Below are 14818 nucleotides of genomic sequence, written 5' to 3' on the forward strand. Positions count from 1 at the left end.
CCTGTTGGTGTGCCATCCAGGCCGAGCGCGGAGCTGCGAGGCCACCTAGGGGTGTCTGCGGGAGAATGGTGATAACTAGCAGTATTCGCCTTCGACTGGAGGTGGGAACATGCTCGCTGGACCAGAAGCAGCCGTCGTCGTGCGGGCAAGTAGCACAATCGTGCAAGGCGTAGCACGGCAGGCAACGACATCGTCGCAGTGGCCTTCTCTTCACGCTGGGCTCTTGGAGCTGCACGCGATCGTTGCTGATTGGTGCGAGGCTGCTGCCAAGACCGTGAGCTTGATCCAGAACAGACTTGAGGATCCGCAGTCGAGCCTGCCGAGCACGCCGAGACGAGAACGGCGAGGGCGGACCCCAATTTCGTTTTCCCTGGGATCTCAGCACAGCATCTACGGACAGATCACACAGCAGCTGACCTCGAAGGACTCCCTGATACAGAAGCTTACTCACAGACTGAGGAAACGGGCCGCACGGCGCAATCTCCACAACATGATGCGCGTGTACTGCCCCGAACTTCTACTCGCGTTCGAACAGGCAACGGATCGGCGGCTAGCGTGGGTTGAGGCAAATCGCGCAGCCCTGGAAAAGGCCATGGCGGCTGAGGCAGCTGACCTTGAGTCGTTGCGCACGTGGGTGACGGAGGCCGAGGAGACCAGGCAGCACTTGTTGGAGGTTCAAGACGACCTTGCCGCTTTGATCCGGGAGACGTATCCCATGGGGCACGGACCTCTGAGCTACTCCTGACTCCTCCGGGTGGACGGCAACGCCCTACGCCTGCGCAACACATTACGCATGTTCTGCTGCGCTGGAGCTCGGCTGAGCGATCCTCCATCATGTGTCCGGCTTGGCGAGTTGCTCCTGCCATATATCCAACGCTTGCGTGGACAACCGCGAACAGCGATGCCTCCAGACGCCCTTCGCACAACCATCCCTCAGCAGCATCGAGCCGCGCGTCCCCCCTCTCGATCGTGCTTCCAACGGTTCTCAACGGCTGTGGACTATTGGTGGACTCGTACCGGCGGATCTGCCACGCACAGGGCTCTGACCTGGTGGGTCGTCCGAATCTTAAAGGGCCTCCGGAGCCGTGTGCGCAGGTTCGAATCCTGCCGGGGGCACTCGCCAGTCAGCCAGCAAGAATCAAGCTCTGACCAGCGCGAATGCCGACTTGAGAGAGCGGGAGTCAGTCTCACTGACTCCCGCTCTTTCTCGTTGTCTCTCACTGTTCACGCACCATCTGCGATACACGCGACACGCCCCCGACACGCTTCAGGCAGGACGCCACCAGCACCGCTGACCAGTCCGACCTTGTTGCCTTGACCAGCCGGGTCGCACCCCTGACACTTGGCGTATGACATCTGTACTACGCAGCTAGGGAAGGAGGAACGATGACCCCTAAAACCCGAGGTAAGAAGGTCGAGCCAGCCTCATCCCGCACGAAGCGAGGCGAGGCGAGCGTTACGCGCAGCAGGACCACAAGGACCCCTGTGATCAGCAAGACCACGAAAACAACGAAGTCTGATCAGTACCGTGGCCTACTCCAACAAGGCAGCTATTCCCGCTCTACCGAAGTGGCTCAAGTCCGGCTCAGGCCTGATGAGATGGCAGACCTACGGCTGGTGATGCAGTCTCTCAATCTGGCGTCGGTCTCGGACGCGCTTCGAGAAGGACTCCGCTTGCTCTCGCGTGAGGCAGCAGAGTTGGCAGCCTCTGAGGAGATTCGATCCTTCTACCAGGGAGCTCCTGCGCCGGCTCCCGCCGGTGTGCTGCCTGCCACTGCTGAGGAGCTGGCAGCAGGGGACGAAATCGAATGGTGAACCCCGGCTCTGCATTGCGTGGTGAGGTCTGGGGATGTGTTCTACCAAGCCCTATTGGTGCACATCCCGTAGTCGTTCTCACGGTGAATCGCATTGCCGAGCCGCTATCAGCGGTGACGGTTGCCGTAGTCACGGGGACGTCTGGACCGGCGGCTACTCACGTGCCCATCGGTCCTGAATGCGGCGTTACCAAGTACGACGAGTCCTACGTCAACTGCACCGACCTGCACACAGTCGACAAGTCCAGGCTCCGGAAGCGTCTCGGGCTGCTCGATCCGGCTGAGATGAAGCACGTTGGAGACCGCGTCCGGGTGATTCTGGGACTGTCCTAGGCCAGCTTCACCCCTGGAAGGGCCGTCCGACGAATCGGACCGCCCTTCCAGCATTTGCACCGTTGCTACACGGAGTCGCCCTCCTCCTCCAAGGCCGCTGCAATCTTCGCGTTGGCCGCTTCCTCGTGACCGTCGATGCAGCCGTGATAGCGCCGATGGATCACCTCGGGTGAGTTCCCGACCCGCCGGGCGACCTCAGCGATCGGCACTCCCGCGTTCAACCACCGCGTGATGCACGCGTGCCGTAGGTCGTACGGTCGTACGGCCAACGGCGAGGCGACACGCTCAGGCGGTAGCGCGTACTCCCGCGCTTCCTCCCATACCCGCCAGTAGGTAGAGAAGCCGACCAGGTCCTCACTCAAGGTCTCACTGCCACGCTTCCGCCGACGCGGCTTGCTCTGGGCGACGGCATGGCAGCGTGGCTGAGGCCGGTGGGCCACGGCGAGGCACACGCGTGCGTGGTCGGTCGAGGCACCCGCCGTCGTGGCTGACATTCGTCGGCTGATGTGCAGCTACCCCCTGCCCCGTCCCCGTGGCCCTTTCCACTTGAGTGCCTGTCAGTGAGGGCCCTTACGCTTCTCCTCATGCCTCAAGGCCGACCTGCAATACCTGCCGAGCTACGACGGCGTGTCCTAGTTGAAGCCGGGCATCGCTGTGCGATTCCGACCTGCCGTCGCCACCCCGTAGACATCGAGCACATCGACGATTGGGCGACAGTTCGCGAGCATCGGTTCGAGAACCTGATCGCCATCTGCCCGACGTGTCATCGACGCAAGGGGAACGGACCGGATCAGATCGACAAGAAGTCCCTACGGCAGTACAAGACCAACCTGGGCCTCCTGAACCACAGGTACGGCGATACAGAGCGGCGCCTAATTGAGGTATTTGGAAACCTGCTAGCAAAAGGAAAGATACCGGAGAACAGGACCATCCGAATGGGTATCGGTTCCGACCTATTGCTTTGGTACTTGATACAGGACGGATACCTCGAAACATATCGCTTTCGGGAGGACGAAACGCCACCCTATGAACTCTTTAGGTTCACCCCGTCTGGAATCGCATTCCTGCGCCGATGGATGGCAGCACAGCCTCTAGACCTTGATAGTCAACGGTCCAATACCGAGATGCCAAGCATCGGTTCGGCGGGGCACAGCAACGGGGTACCGCAACCACAGACAACACCGCCCTCCGTTGGGGAGAACGGGACAGCGACTGGTCTGCCCGCCTCTGGCCGTTCCACATAAATCAACGGATCAGATAGTCCTTGACATCCATGGCTGACATCCACGACGGCGGGCAGGGGCACACACCAGCACTCCTGACCGGCCTCTACAGTGGCAAACGGGTACTCGCCGACGAAAGGGCAGCTATGGGAGACAGTCCCCCGAGAGAGCTCATCTCGCTCGCTGATGACGAGGGCAACAGCGTCTCGGTCAACGTTCTGGGACGTAGCCCCGGATGGACCGCCGGGCTCGACGCGGAGATCGTCGTCAAGACGCCCTTCGTGTCCGGCCGTGTCGATCTGGCGCTGTATGTCGCGAGGTTGGAGAGCTGGGCCGACGCACTGGACCAGCTTGACGCCGGCGAAGACGTGGCCTGGATGGAGATGAGCAGCGGGCCGTCCATCTTCATCCAGCTCACGGGTGAGCGTGACTGCCCTGAGGTGGTCGTGGAGGACGAGTCCGGGTCCATGGTGACCGTTCGAGTCCCGCTCGTCCCTCCGGATGACTGGATTGCCGATCATCGCCAGCGTCTGCGCCAGGTGATGGATCACTGGGTTCCGATGCTGTCAGGGTAGGGAGACAAGTCGCCGCCAGCAGATGAGGGCGCATCCGAGGGCCAGGAAGGCTTCGTGGATGTCGTCGCGGATCTCCCAGCGAATCCGCAGGCGGCGAAACCAGTGCAGGTGGGCGAATGCACGCTCCACGACCCAGCGTTGGGTACCCAGTCCTGAGCCGTGCTCGGTGCCGCGTCGGGCGATCACCGGTTTCACGCCGAGGGCCCAGACGAGGCGGCGGTACTTGTCGTGGTCGTAACCACGGTCACCGAGCACGATTGTCCGGGCGGCGCCGGGGTCGGCCGCGCTTCCCCCGCACCGGTGGAACGGCTTCCAGCAGCGGAATGAGCTGCGTGACGTCGTTGCGATTGCCGCCGGTCAGGGTGACGGCGAGCGGGATGCCGGTGGCGTCGGTGATCAGGTGGTGCTTGCTGCCCGTCCTGCCCCGGTCAACGGGGCTTCGTCCGGTCCTGGAGCCCCCTTTGACGCGCGGACATGGGAGCCGTCGACGGCCGCCCGGGAGAAGTCCAGGGCGTTCGCGCTGCGGAGCTTGGCAAGGAGGACCTCGTGCATTCGGGGCCACACTCCGGCCTCGGTCCACTCGGCCAGGCGGCGCCAGCAGGTCATGCCCGAGCCGAAGCCGAGTTCCTGCGGCAGGTGTTCCCAGGCGATCCCGGTGTGCAGGACGAACAGAATGCCCTGGAACACCAGCCGATCCGGATGCCGCTTGCGCCCGGGGTGCTGGGTCCGACGCTCAACCTTGGGCAGCAGCGGCTCGATCAAGGACGACCACAACGAGGAGCGGCCCTGGGCTCCAACGAGAGGCATCCCCTGGCCCCGCACCACGAGTAGGTGAGGCCGGTGAGAGGTCGTTGCCATCAGCTGCCCGCCTCATCGTCGACGCCGGTCTGCACGGTCACACGTACGCCCTCTACGCCATGCTCAGCGTCACGGCCCTCGACGAGCCCGGGCCGGTGTCGGTCCTCGGCTCAGACCCCGAGGGGCTGACCGCCCTGTGCGGCTCTCGGATCACCGGCGTCAAAGTCTGGCGCCGGCAGCCGAGAAGGTGCGCTCCCGAGGCCGAGGGCCTTCGCGATACTCGGGATTCACACTTGCGATAGAGCGGACACGGACACTTGCTGCCGACCAGACCATCGACGCCGTGACGTGTCGGCAGCCGCGTTCAGGTGATTTTTGTGTTGTCGAGGGGCGCCTGGTAGGACTGTGGCGCGCTGTTGCCGTCACATGTTCGATTCTGCGGGGGGTCATGTGGTCGCCACGGCTGTCACCTCTTCGACGCGGCGGCTTCCCGTCGTTGCCAGGCGGGCCGGTCAGCACGGGCTGGTGCTGGGTGCTGTCGCGGTGACCGTGCTGCTGTGTGCGACGGCGCTGGCCGCGCTCGCGGCGTTGGCGGGGAGTTCGGTGCAGGCGGGGGCCGTACGGCGGTTGGCTGCCGATGTCGACGCGCAGGTGAGCGTGCACGCGTCCTTCCGGGCCGGGGGCATGGCCGTCGCCGATCGGGATGTGCGGGACGCCGGTGAGCGGGTGTTCGCCGGGGTGCCGCAGCGGACCTACGTCGGGCTGCTGGGCACCTCGCCGGTCTCGGTGACGGGGATCGACGGGGTCGTGGGCCCGCCACGCGGTCCCGGGGGCAGCGGGCTGCACCCGGTCGCGGTGCAGGGCGGGGGCAGGTTCGGGCAGTTGACCGCCGGGCGGTGGCCCGCCGGCACGGCCGACGCGCCGGCCGGCGCGTTCACCTCGCTGCCCGATGTCCGGGTCGCCACCGGTTCCACCGCCCCGGTCGACACGGCGGTGCCCGAAACGCTGGCCAGACTCCTGGACATCACGGTCGGTTCCACCTTGCAGGTGCAGGACGCCTTCAGCCGTGCCATGACGCTGCGGATCACCGGCGTCTTCCGGGCGACCGGTGCCGTCGGGTTCTGGCCCGCGATGGCCGGCGACCTGACCCGGGGGGAGGCCGCCGGCCAGGATCTGCTGGTGGTCTCGGCGTCGGCTCTCAACGGCAGCGCCGTCCTGAACGGGCATCTGACGGCCCACTGGAGTGTGCAGCCCGACCTCTCCCGTCTCGACGCGGGCAGCCTCGGCGCGCTGCGCGACCGACTGCGTGCCTTCGCCGGCAGCCAGAGCCGCGTGTCGGTGTTCCAGGGGCGGCCACCGTCGCTGGACGACCTGAAGGTGGTCTCCGGTCTGCCGGGCGCGATCGACGATCTGACGGTGCCGATGGTGGCGGCCCGGTCCTCCCTGTACCTGCCGAGCGTGCTGCTGGCGGTCCTCGCCCTGGCCACCCTGGTGCTGGCCGCTCGTCAGTTGACCGTGCGGCGCAGCGGTGAGCTGGCCCTCCAACAGGCCAGAGGCGCCGGCACCCTGCGGTTGCTGCGCGGAGCGGCGGCCGAGTGGGCGCTCACCGGCGTCCCGGCCGCCGTCGCCGCGCCCTTCCTGGCCGGGCTGCTGCACCCGGGCGGCCGGGGCGCCGGCGCGTGGGCTGCGGTGGGTCTGACCCTGCTGGTGCATGCCGCGGCGGTATTGCTCCCCGTGCTGCCGTCGGCGCCGTCGCGGCCGCCCCGCGGCGCACGGGCCGCCGCCGCTCAGCGCCTGGGCGCCGACCTGGCGCTGCTGGCCGTCGCGGCCCTGGGGTATCTGGAGCTGCGGAGGCACCGCTCGCTGATCGCCGACGTGGGCACCGGCGGCGCGTCCGCGGACCCGGTGCTGGTCCTGGTGCCGGCCCTGGTGGCCGGCGCCGCCGCGCTCCTGCTGCTCCGGCTGCTGCCGCTGACCTCCCTGCTGTTGGACGCGTTCGGCCGGCGCAGCCGGGGCCTGGTCCTGGCGCTGGCCGGCTGGCAGTTGAGCCGGCGGGCCGCCCGCAACGCGGGGCCGGTGGTGCTGATGTGCCTGGCCATGGCGGTGAGCGCCTTCGCCACCACCGCGCTGGCCTGCCTGGGCGGCCTGGCGTCCGAGGAGGCCTCGTTCACCGTCGGCGCGGACGCGCGGATCTCGCCGTCCGCGGATGCCGGGTACCCCTCCTCCGTGCTGGGCGCCGCCTATCGCGCGCTGCCGGCGGTGACCGCCGTGACACCGGTGACGCAGTCGACGGTGAATCTGCCCGGCGGCGCCACCGAAGGCCTGGTCGGCACGGTCGGCGGGCCCGCTCCCCGCACCCCGTCACCGGTCGTCCCCGGGATACCGCTTCCCGGGCGGCCGACCGCGCTGCTGCTGGACGAGCGGCTGCGCAGCGACGGCAGCCGGGCGGCGCCGAGCCTGGAACTGACCGTGCAGGACGCGTCCGGTCTCGTCAGCACCGTGGCGGCCCGGTTACCCCCCGCCGACGGAGCAAGGCACACGGTCGTGGTCCCGCTCGACGTGCCGCTGAGCGGCGGCCACCCGCGGACGTATCCGCTGACGGTGACCGCCGTCGACGTGCTGCCGCAGCCGGACGTGCGTCCCGCGCGGCTGGATCTGGAACTGATCCGGGTCGGCGCGCGCGGCACCACGGACACGGACACGGACACAGACACGGACACGGACACCTGGGTCACCGGGCTGCCCGGCGGGCAGGTCTGGGCCGACGGCACGGACCACGCCGCCGACTCCACCGCGGGGGCGTGCGACGGAAAGCCGGCCGACGGCTTCGGTCTCGGCACCCCCGGGGTGTGCTCGATCGCTCCCGGCGGCTCCGAGGTGCTCCGGACCACCGTCAGTACCGGCGTCCGGACCTCCCAGGCCGTCGAGGACGTCTTCGGCGACCTGGCCGACAGCGACTACGACACCCGGCCCGGCACCCGGGTGCGACTCGTGGCGGGCCCGGCCGGCGGGCCGGCGCCGCTTCCGGTGCACGCCGACGCCTCGACGCTGCGCGACGCGCGCCTGCACGTGGGCAGCACCACCACACTCGGTCTGGGCGGCGGCCGGATCACCGCCCGGATCGTGGGCCGGGTCGACTCGCTGCCCGGACTGGGCCGCGGGCAGGGGCATCTGATCGCCGATCAGCGCCAACTCGCCGCCGCCATGACGCTGGCCGGTGTCGACCAGCAGGATCCCGCGTTCTGGTGGATCGGCAGCGCCGACAGCGCGCGCACGGCCGTCGCCGTCGAGGCGCAGCCCGCGCTGGGCCGTGTCACCACCACGGCGCGCACCGCCGCGTCCCTGCAGGCCGACCCGTTCCGCAGCGGGCTGCGGCGGGTGCTGGAACTGGTCCGGTACCTGGCCCCCGGGTTCGCGGTCATCGCCTTCACCGTGCACGCGGTGGTCTCCACCCGGCAGCGCCGCAAGGAGTTCGCCCTGCTGCGGGCGATCGGCGTCCGCTCCCGGAGCCTGTCCGCGCTGCTGGGCGCCGAGCAACTGAGTCTGGCGCTGTTCGCGGTGGTCCCGGGGGCGCTGATGGGCATGGCCCTGGCGTCGGCGGTGCTGCCGCTGGTCACCGTGGACGACAGCGGACAGGCCCCCTATCCGCCGCTGCCGCTGGTCATACCCTGGGGCACCGTGGCGCTGACCGCGGTGGCGACCGCCGTGGCCATCAGCGCGGTCGTGCTGGCGCTGGCCCGACTGCTGGCCCGGGTGGACCTGGTACGCGTACTGCGAGCGGGGGAAGACCGTTGAGCCGGGCGGCCGGACAGGACCGAGGAGCGCGGACGGTGACCCGACCCGTGGGCACGGGTAGCACGGATACGGCCAGAGGCGCGGGTACGGGCGCGGGTACGGGTACGGGCATGGGCATGGGTACAGGCGGGGCGGTGACGCGGCGGTTGATACGCAAGGAGATCCGCGGCGACCTGCCGCTGCTGGCCTGCCTGGCGGTGCTCGTCCTGGTGGTGACGGCGCTGTGCGCCTGGGCCCCCGTCCTCGCGGGCCGCCAGGAGGACCGGGCCCTGCGTGAGCGCGTCGACGCCGCTCAGGCCCAGGCGCCCCTGATCAGCCTGAGCACCACACCGTCGGTCTTCGACACCTCGCCGCCCGCCGTGGACATGGCCGCCCTGCTCGGCGCCGGCCGCACCCTCACCGAGCAGCTCAGCGGGCCCGCCGCGCGACAGCTGACCTTCGCCGGCGGCGGCAGCTACGACTACAACCCGGCGTCCCTGATCTCACCGCAACCACCGCAGCCATCACAGCCATCACAACCAGCGCAGCCATCACAACCAGCGGAACCGGCGGGGTCGGCGATCGTCGGCACCCGGCTGACGGTCAGTCATCTGCCGTCCGCGCGGGCCCATCTGCGTTACGTCAGCGGCCGCGCGCCGGCCGACCGCACGCCGCCGGGCACCGCGCCCCAGATCGGGTTGTCGCAGGCCACCGCGCAGGCGCTGGGCGTCCGGGCCGGCAGCCGACTGGCCCTCGAGTTCGCCAAGACGCCCGGGGCACAGAACGCACCGCCGCACGCGGAACTGCTGGTCAGCGGGGTCTACCGCGCCACGGCCGCGGCCGACGATTTCTGGACCGGCCGGGAGACGCTCGACCAGCCGTCGCGCTATCCGGCGGAGCGCTCCGCCGGCACGGTGCTCGCCGTCCGCGGCCTCGTCGGCCTCGACGCCGCCGACCTGCTGGCCGGCGCCGGGGTGGGCGGCCCGCGGGTGACCTGGCAGCTGCACGCCGACCTGTCCGGGGCGGCGCTCGACCGGGCCCGCGCACTGACCGGGCCGCTGTCCCACTACAGCGCGGACCTGAGCGCCGCCCTGTGCCAGGGCAGCGACTGGGTCACCGGCGACACCAGTTGTCGGGTCGGCGGCCAGGCCACCCAGTCCCTGCTGGTGACCGACTCCCTGACGCCGCTGCTCGCCGCGTTCACCGCTCAGGACCGGCAGGCCCGGGCGCTGGCGACGTACGCCGTCGACGCACTCGCCGCGGTCGCGCTGGCCACCGTCGCCGTCGCCGTACGACTGCTGCTGCGTCGGAGGCAGGCGTATCTGCGGCTGCAGCGTGCGCGGGGCGCGTCCACCGCGCGGCTGGTGCTGCTGCGCTGCGCCGTGGCCTGGCCGGTGGTCCTGATCGCCGCCCTGCTCGGCTGGGCGGTCGGACGGATCGGCGCTCCCACCGGCACGTCCGGATCGCCGCAGCCGGTGCCCGCCGCCCTCGCTGCCGCGGTGGTGATGCTGACGGTGCCGCTGATGACCTGGCTCGCGGTCCGCGAGCCGCGCAGGCCCGGCCGGCCGCGGCGCTCGCGCCGGAACACCGCCGTCGGCCGGCGCGTGGTCCTGGAGCTGACGGTGCTGCTCGCGGCGGCGGCGGGCGTGGTCGCGCTGCGCTCACAGGGCCCCGACGGGATTCTGGGCGCGGTGCCGGTGCTGGTGGCGTTGGCCGTCGTGCTGATCCTGCTGCGGATCTACCCGCTCGTGCTGCGCCTGGTGCTGCGGCAGACCCGGCGCGGCCGGGGAGCGGTGGGCTTCGTCGGGGCGGCCCGGGCCGCCCACGACGCCCCGGCGACCGGGCCGGCCCTGTTCGTCCTGGTCCTGACCCTGGGCACGGCCGTGTTCGGCGGACTCGTGCACCGTACGATCGACGACGGCCTGGCCACGGGTGCGGCCTGGACCGCCGGCGCCGACGCGAGCGCGACGGTGGCCGGGACCGTGGCCCCCGCAGGCACCGTGACCTCCGCTGGGGCCGTAGCCTCCGCCGATGCCGCGGCCGCCGCGCCGGGGGACGGCACCGCCGCCACCGGAATCCGGACCGCCGTCCAGCGTCTGCGCACCCTCGACCTGGTGGGACAGGCCGACGGCGCGGTGATCTCCCGGGTCGCCGTGATCACCGTCGACGCCCGGCAACTGGCCGCCATCGCCCCGAAGTCGGCGCTGGCCGACGCTCTGCTGTCCGGGCCTGCCACCCCGCCGGGCGACCGGGTCGACGCGAACGCCCCGCTGCCGTCCTTCCTCTCGCCCGACCTGCGGGCGACCGAACGCACCGGCGGCTTCACCGCCACCGTGCTGACCCAGGGACAGCCGCCGGTGAACCTGGACTTCAAGCCGGTCGGCACCCTCACCGCCGCGCAGCTGCGCGACCCCCTCCTCGGGCCGGTCACGGCGCAGATCGCCGCCGGGACGCCGATGCTGATCACCACCGCCGCCGCCGAGCACCTGATGCCCCAGCAGCCCTCGGGAAGCACCGTCCTGCTCCTCGAAGCGGACGGTCCCGCCACCGCCGAGCCCGCAGTACTGCGGTCGGCGGCGGCCGAGGTGCTCGGGCCGCTGGCCCGGATCCGCGTCCGCTCCGAGACGCTGAGCACCCTGCGCACGGACGGCCTGACGCAGGGCCTCGGCACGATCTACACCGTCGGCTCGATCCTGGCCGCGCTGGCCGGCCTGCTCGCGCTCGCCCTGGAACTGACCCTCACCTCCCACGAGCGCAGGCGCACCACCTCGTTCCTGCGCACGCTCGGACTCGGCGGCAAGGAGGCCGCGGCGGTGCACTTCCTGCAACTGCTGCCGCCGGCGGTGGCATCGGCGGTGGGCGGCACGCTGCTCGGGCTGCTCGAACCGCGGCTCATGGCGGGGACGCTGGACCTGCGGCAGTTCACCGGCGGCCCGGCCCAACCGGCGCTGCGGACCGACTACTCGCTGACCCTGGCCCTCGTCGCCGGCGTGACCGCGCTGATCCTGGCCGCCGCGGCCGTCGAAACCGTCCTCGCCCGCCGACGCGGCCTGGGGGCCGAACTGCGCCGCATGTGAACCGCCCAACGGCACAACGGCACAACGGCACAACGGACCAACGGCCCAATGGACCAACTGCCCCGTGCACGCGAGGGGCTGTTCAGCGCGTCCGGCCGCCGCGCGCCGTGCCCGTGCCGTCCGCCGCCTCCTCTACTTCCTCCGCTACTTCCTCCGCATCGGACTTCGCCCGCCGCGCCGCCTCGTCGGGCCATACGCCGATGTGATCGCTCTCCAGCGCCAGCCGCACCCGCTTGCGCAGATGCAGACGCTCGGTGAACTCGCCCGGCAGTTGCAGCCGACCGCTGCCGTCCAGCACCGCGTACTCCTCGGCGGTGAGCACCTCGACGCCGTCCTCGCCGGTGGCGACCCGGCGCAGCACCTCGGTCGAGGTACGGCCGTTGCGGATCCGTACGGTGCGCTGGACCTGCTCGGACACCAGCGCGTCGTGGGTGACCACGATCACGGTGACGCCCAGGTCCTCGTTGGCCCGGCGCAGTGCGGCGAAGACCTCGTCGCTGGTGGCGGTGTCGAGTTCGCCGGTGGGTTCGTCGGCGAACAGCACCCGGGGCTGGTTGGCGTTGGCGACCGCGACGGCGACCCGCTGCTGCTCGCCGCCGGAGAGCGTGTCGGGGGTGCGGTCCCGGCAGTGGCCGACGGACAGCAGGTCGAGCAGTTCCTCGGCCCGGGCCCGGCGCTTCGAGCGCTTGATCCCGGTGTACGTCATCGGAAGCATCACGTTCTCGGCCGCCGAGAGGTAGGGCAGCAGATTGCGTGAGGTCTGCTGCCAGACGAAGCCGACGGTGCCGCGCCGGTAGTCGAGCCGCTCGCGGCGCTTCATCGTCAGCAGATCGTGTCCGGCGACCTGGGCGGCTCCCGCGGTGGGCACGTCCTGGCCGGAGAGTATGCCCAGCAGGGTGGACTTGCCGGAGCCGGAGGCACCGACCACGGCGATCATCTCGCCCTCGGCCACGGTCAGGTCGAGGCCCTGGAGGGCCTGCACCTCGACGCCCTCGCTCTGGTAGATCCGCACCAGGTTCTCGCAGACGACCAGCCCCTCCTCGCGTTGCGGGGCGGCGGCCGCGGCGGCCCGCCGACGCAACTCGTCCAAGTCCGGTGCCCCGGTGGGCTGTTCGTGAACTGCCACGCGGTCCCCTGAGGAGGCTAGAAGGCCAGAAGGCCAGAAGGCTGGAAGGCTGGAAGGCTGAAGGGCTAGGAGGCTAGGAGGTGAAGTCTGCGCCGGTCAGATGTCCTCGACGATGCGGCCGTCGCGGAGTTCGAGCACGCGGTCGGCCAGCGCGAGGAGTTGTGTGTCGTGGGTGGCGACGAGGGCGGTGACGGATTCACTGCGGACGACGGCGCGCAGCAGGTCCATCACGGTGAGACCGGTGTCGGCGTCGAGCTGGCCGGTGGGTTCGTCGGCGATGATCAGGGCCGGGTCGTTGGCGAGCGCGCGGGCGATCGCGACCCGCTGCTGCTGGCCGCCGGACAGCTCGCCGGGACGCTGGTCGGCGTGGTCGGACAGGCCCACCAGGGAGAGGAGAAGCTCGACGCGGGCTTCGCGCTCCCGGGCCGGGACCTTCCGCAGGCGCAGCGGGACCCCGACGTTCTCGGCAGCGGTCAGGATCGGGATGAGACCGAAGGACTGGAAGACGAAGCCGATGCGGTCGCGGCGCAGCGCCAGCAGGTCGTCGTCGCCGAGGCCGGCCAGATCGACGCCGTCCAGGACGATCCGGCCGCCGTCCGGGGTGTCGAGGCCGCCGACCAGGTTGAGCACGGTGGTCTTGCCGGAGCCGGAACGGCCTCTGAGGGCGACGAGTTCGCCGCGCGGCACATTGAAGGAGACACCGCGCAGGGCGTGGACGGCGGTGTCGCCGCTGCCGTACGTGCGGCGCAGGTCCTCGACCACCACCATGTCGCCGACCGGCGTCCGCGTCCCGATGTCCGCCACGGCGCCGTGACCGTCGGCCCGCTCGCTCATGCTTCCTCCCCCGCCCCGACCCGACCCGCCCCGGCTCTGCGGAGGCGGTTCCGCGTCCGCACCGTACGGCGTCCGCACCGTACGGCGTCCGCACCGTACGGCGTCCGCACCGTACGGCGTCCGCACCTCACGGCGTCCGCACCGTACGGTACGCCGGATCTCCGCCATGGTCAGCGGGGGGCTGTGGTGCTGTTGCGGAGGCGTAGTTCCACCGGGACGACCGTCAGGTGGGGGGCGGTGGGCTGTGGGGCGGCGTCAATGTGGTTCAGGAGGATGCGGAGGGCGATCGTGCCGATGTCGGTGAAGTCCGTGCGGATCGTGGTCAGCGGGGGGAGGAAGTGGGCGGCTTCCGGGATGTCGTCGTAGCCGACCACGCTGACGTCGTCGGGGACATGGCGGCCTGCCTCGTGCAGGGCGCGGAGTACGCCCAGCGCCATCTGGTCGTTGGAGACGAAGATCGCGGTGATGGTCGGGTCCTTCGCCAGTTCGCGGCCCAGGTCGTAGCCGGAGTCGGCGCTCCAGTCGCCGATCAGGGGGGTGTGCACCTCGGCTCCGGCTGCCCGGAGCGTAGCCTGCCAGCTGTCCGACCTGCGGTCCGCAGAGGTCCAGCCCTGCGGGCCCGCTACATGTCGGACCGTGGGGTGGCCGAGGGAGAGAAGGTGCTCCGTCGCCATACGGGCGCCGGTGACGGCGTCCGAGGTGACCATGGGGGTGCCGTCGCCCAGGTCGTTGTCCATGACGACCAGGGGGGTGTCCAGATGGGCCTCGGCGAGGGCTCGGGCCACTCTGACCTGGGGGGCGATCGCGATCACGCCGTCCGCGCCCTCCGCCGAGAGTCGGTCCGCCGCGCGTACGACGGTGTCCCGGTCCGCGGTGTCCAGGGCGATCGAACTGACCAGGTAACCGGCCTCCTGCGCCGCCGTGTTGATCGCCGTCAGCGTCGAGGCGGGGCCGTAGCGGGCCGCGTCGAACGAGATCACGCCGAGCATCCGGGTACGGCCGCTGGCCAGCGAGCGCGCGCTGCTGCTGGGGCGGTAGCCGAGTGTGCGCATCGCCGCCCGGACCGCTTCCCGGGTCTCCGCGCGGACGGCCGGGTGGTCGTTGAGCACCCGGGAGACCGTCTGCTTGGAGACGCCGGCCAGCTTGGCGACGTCGTCCATCACCGGGCGCGCGCCCGCGAAGTTGCGACGGCTGCGTCCCTTGGTCGCCGGGCCGTCAGCGGCGCCTGGGGTCATGGTGGGGGCTCTTCTTCCTTCGGCCTGGG

General features: G+C 70.6%; 10 protein-coding genes and 2 pseudogenes. 7 read left to right on the forward strand and 5 right to left on the reverse strand.

The features are described from left to right. Positions 1–223: 223 nt before the first annotated feature. The 3 genes from ACWD4O_RS02935 to ACWD4O_RS02945 all read left to right on the forward strand — a co-directional run bounded on the left by ACWD4O_RS02935 (position 224) and on the right by ACWD4O_RS02945 (position 2147). Positions 224–745, forward strand: coding sequence for a hypothetical protein (locus tag ACWD4O_RS02935; RefSeq protein WP_451276830.1), 522 nt, complete (start codon positions 224–226; stop codon positions 743–745). 740 nt (positions 746–1485) lie between these two features. Continuing rightward, a complete protein-coding gene (locus tag ACWD4O_RS02940; protein ID WP_451276832.1) occupies positions 1486–1815 on the forward strand; it encodes a hypothetical protein in 330 nt (109 codons plus the stop codon). Further along, the gene (locus tag ACWD4O_RS02945) at positions 1809–2147 is read left to right on the forward strand and encodes a type II toxin-antitoxin system PemK/MazF family toxin (protein WP_451276834.1); all 339 of its coding nucleotides are present in this window, start codon (positions 1809–1811) and stop codon (positions 2145–2147) included. Before ACWD4O_RS02940 ends, ACWD4O_RS02945 begins: the two co-directional genes overlap by 7 nt. Positions 2148–2212: 65 nt before the next feature. Here ACWD4O_RS02945 and ACWD4O_RS02950 read toward each other — a convergent pair. Further along, positions 2213–2497, reverse strand: a pseudogene (locus tag ACWD4O_RS02950) (tyrosine-type recombinase/integrase); the annotation flags it as partial. Between the two features lie 234 nt (positions 2498–2731). Here ACWD4O_RS02950 and ACWD4O_RS02955 point away from each other — a divergent pair. Beyond that, on the forward strand, positions 2732–3391 hold the full coding sequence (locus tag ACWD4O_RS02955) for an HNH endonuclease (protein WP_451276836.1): 660 nt from the start codon (positions 2732–2734) through the stop codon (positions 3389–3391). A 29-nt stretch (positions 3392–3420) separates the two neighbouring features. Then, complete coding sequence (locus ACWD4O_RS02960; RefSeq protein WP_451276838.1) at positions 3421–3945, forward strand: DUF5959 family protein; 525 nt, start codon at positions 3421–3423, stop codon at positions 3943–3945. On the opposite strand, the pseudogene ACWD4O_RS02965 reads toward ACWD4O_RS02960, so the two are convergent. Then, positions 3937–4752 (reverse strand): annotated as a pseudogene (locus ACWD4O_RS02965) (IS5 family transposase). The gene ACWD4O_RS02960 and the pseudogene ACWD4O_RS02965 sit on opposite strands and share 9 nt — an antisense overlap. A 516-nt stretch (positions 4753–5268) precedes the next feature. Here ACWD4O_RS02965 and ACWD4O_RS02970 point away from each other — a divergent pair. Next, positions 5269–8538 (forward strand): FtsX-like permease family protein, encoded by a 3270-nt coding sequence (locus ACWD4O_RS02970; protein ID WP_451276839.1) that lies wholly within the window; start codon positions 5269–5271, stop codon positions 8536–8538. Positions 8539–8648: 110 nt separating this feature from the next. Next, positions 8649–11594 (forward strand): hypothetical protein, encoded by a 2946-nt coding sequence (locus ACWD4O_RS02975; protein WP_451276841.1) that lies wholly within the window; start codon positions 8649–8651, stop codon positions 11592–11594. Positions 11595–11676: 82 nt separating this feature from the next. On the opposite strand, the gene ACWD4O_RS02980 is transcribed toward ACWD4O_RS02975, so the two are convergent. The 3 genes from ACWD4O_RS02980 to ACWD4O_RS02990 form a co-directional block, all read right to left on the reverse strand. Further along, positions 11677–12720, reverse strand: coding sequence for an ABC transporter ATP-binding protein (locus ACWD4O_RS02980; RefSeq protein ID WP_451276843.1), 1044 nt, complete (start codon positions 12718–12720; stop codon positions 11677–11679). 96 nt (positions 12721–12816) lie between these two features. Beyond that, a complete protein-coding gene (locus ACWD4O_RS02985; protein ID WP_451276845.1) occupies positions 12817–13554 on the reverse strand; it encodes an ABC transporter ATP-binding protein in 738 nt (245 codons plus the stop codon). Between the two features lie 170 nt (positions 13555–13724). Further along, positions 13725–14789: a LacI family DNA-binding transcriptional regulator gene (locus ACWD4O_RS02990; RefSeq protein WP_451276847.1), complete on the reverse strand. Its 1065-nt coding sequence runs from the start codon at positions 14787–14789 to the stop codon at positions 13725–13727. Between the last annotated feature and the right edge of the window lie 29 nt (positions 14790–14818).

The sequence above is a fragment of the Streptomyces sp. NPDC002623 genome (assembly GCF_053592635.1).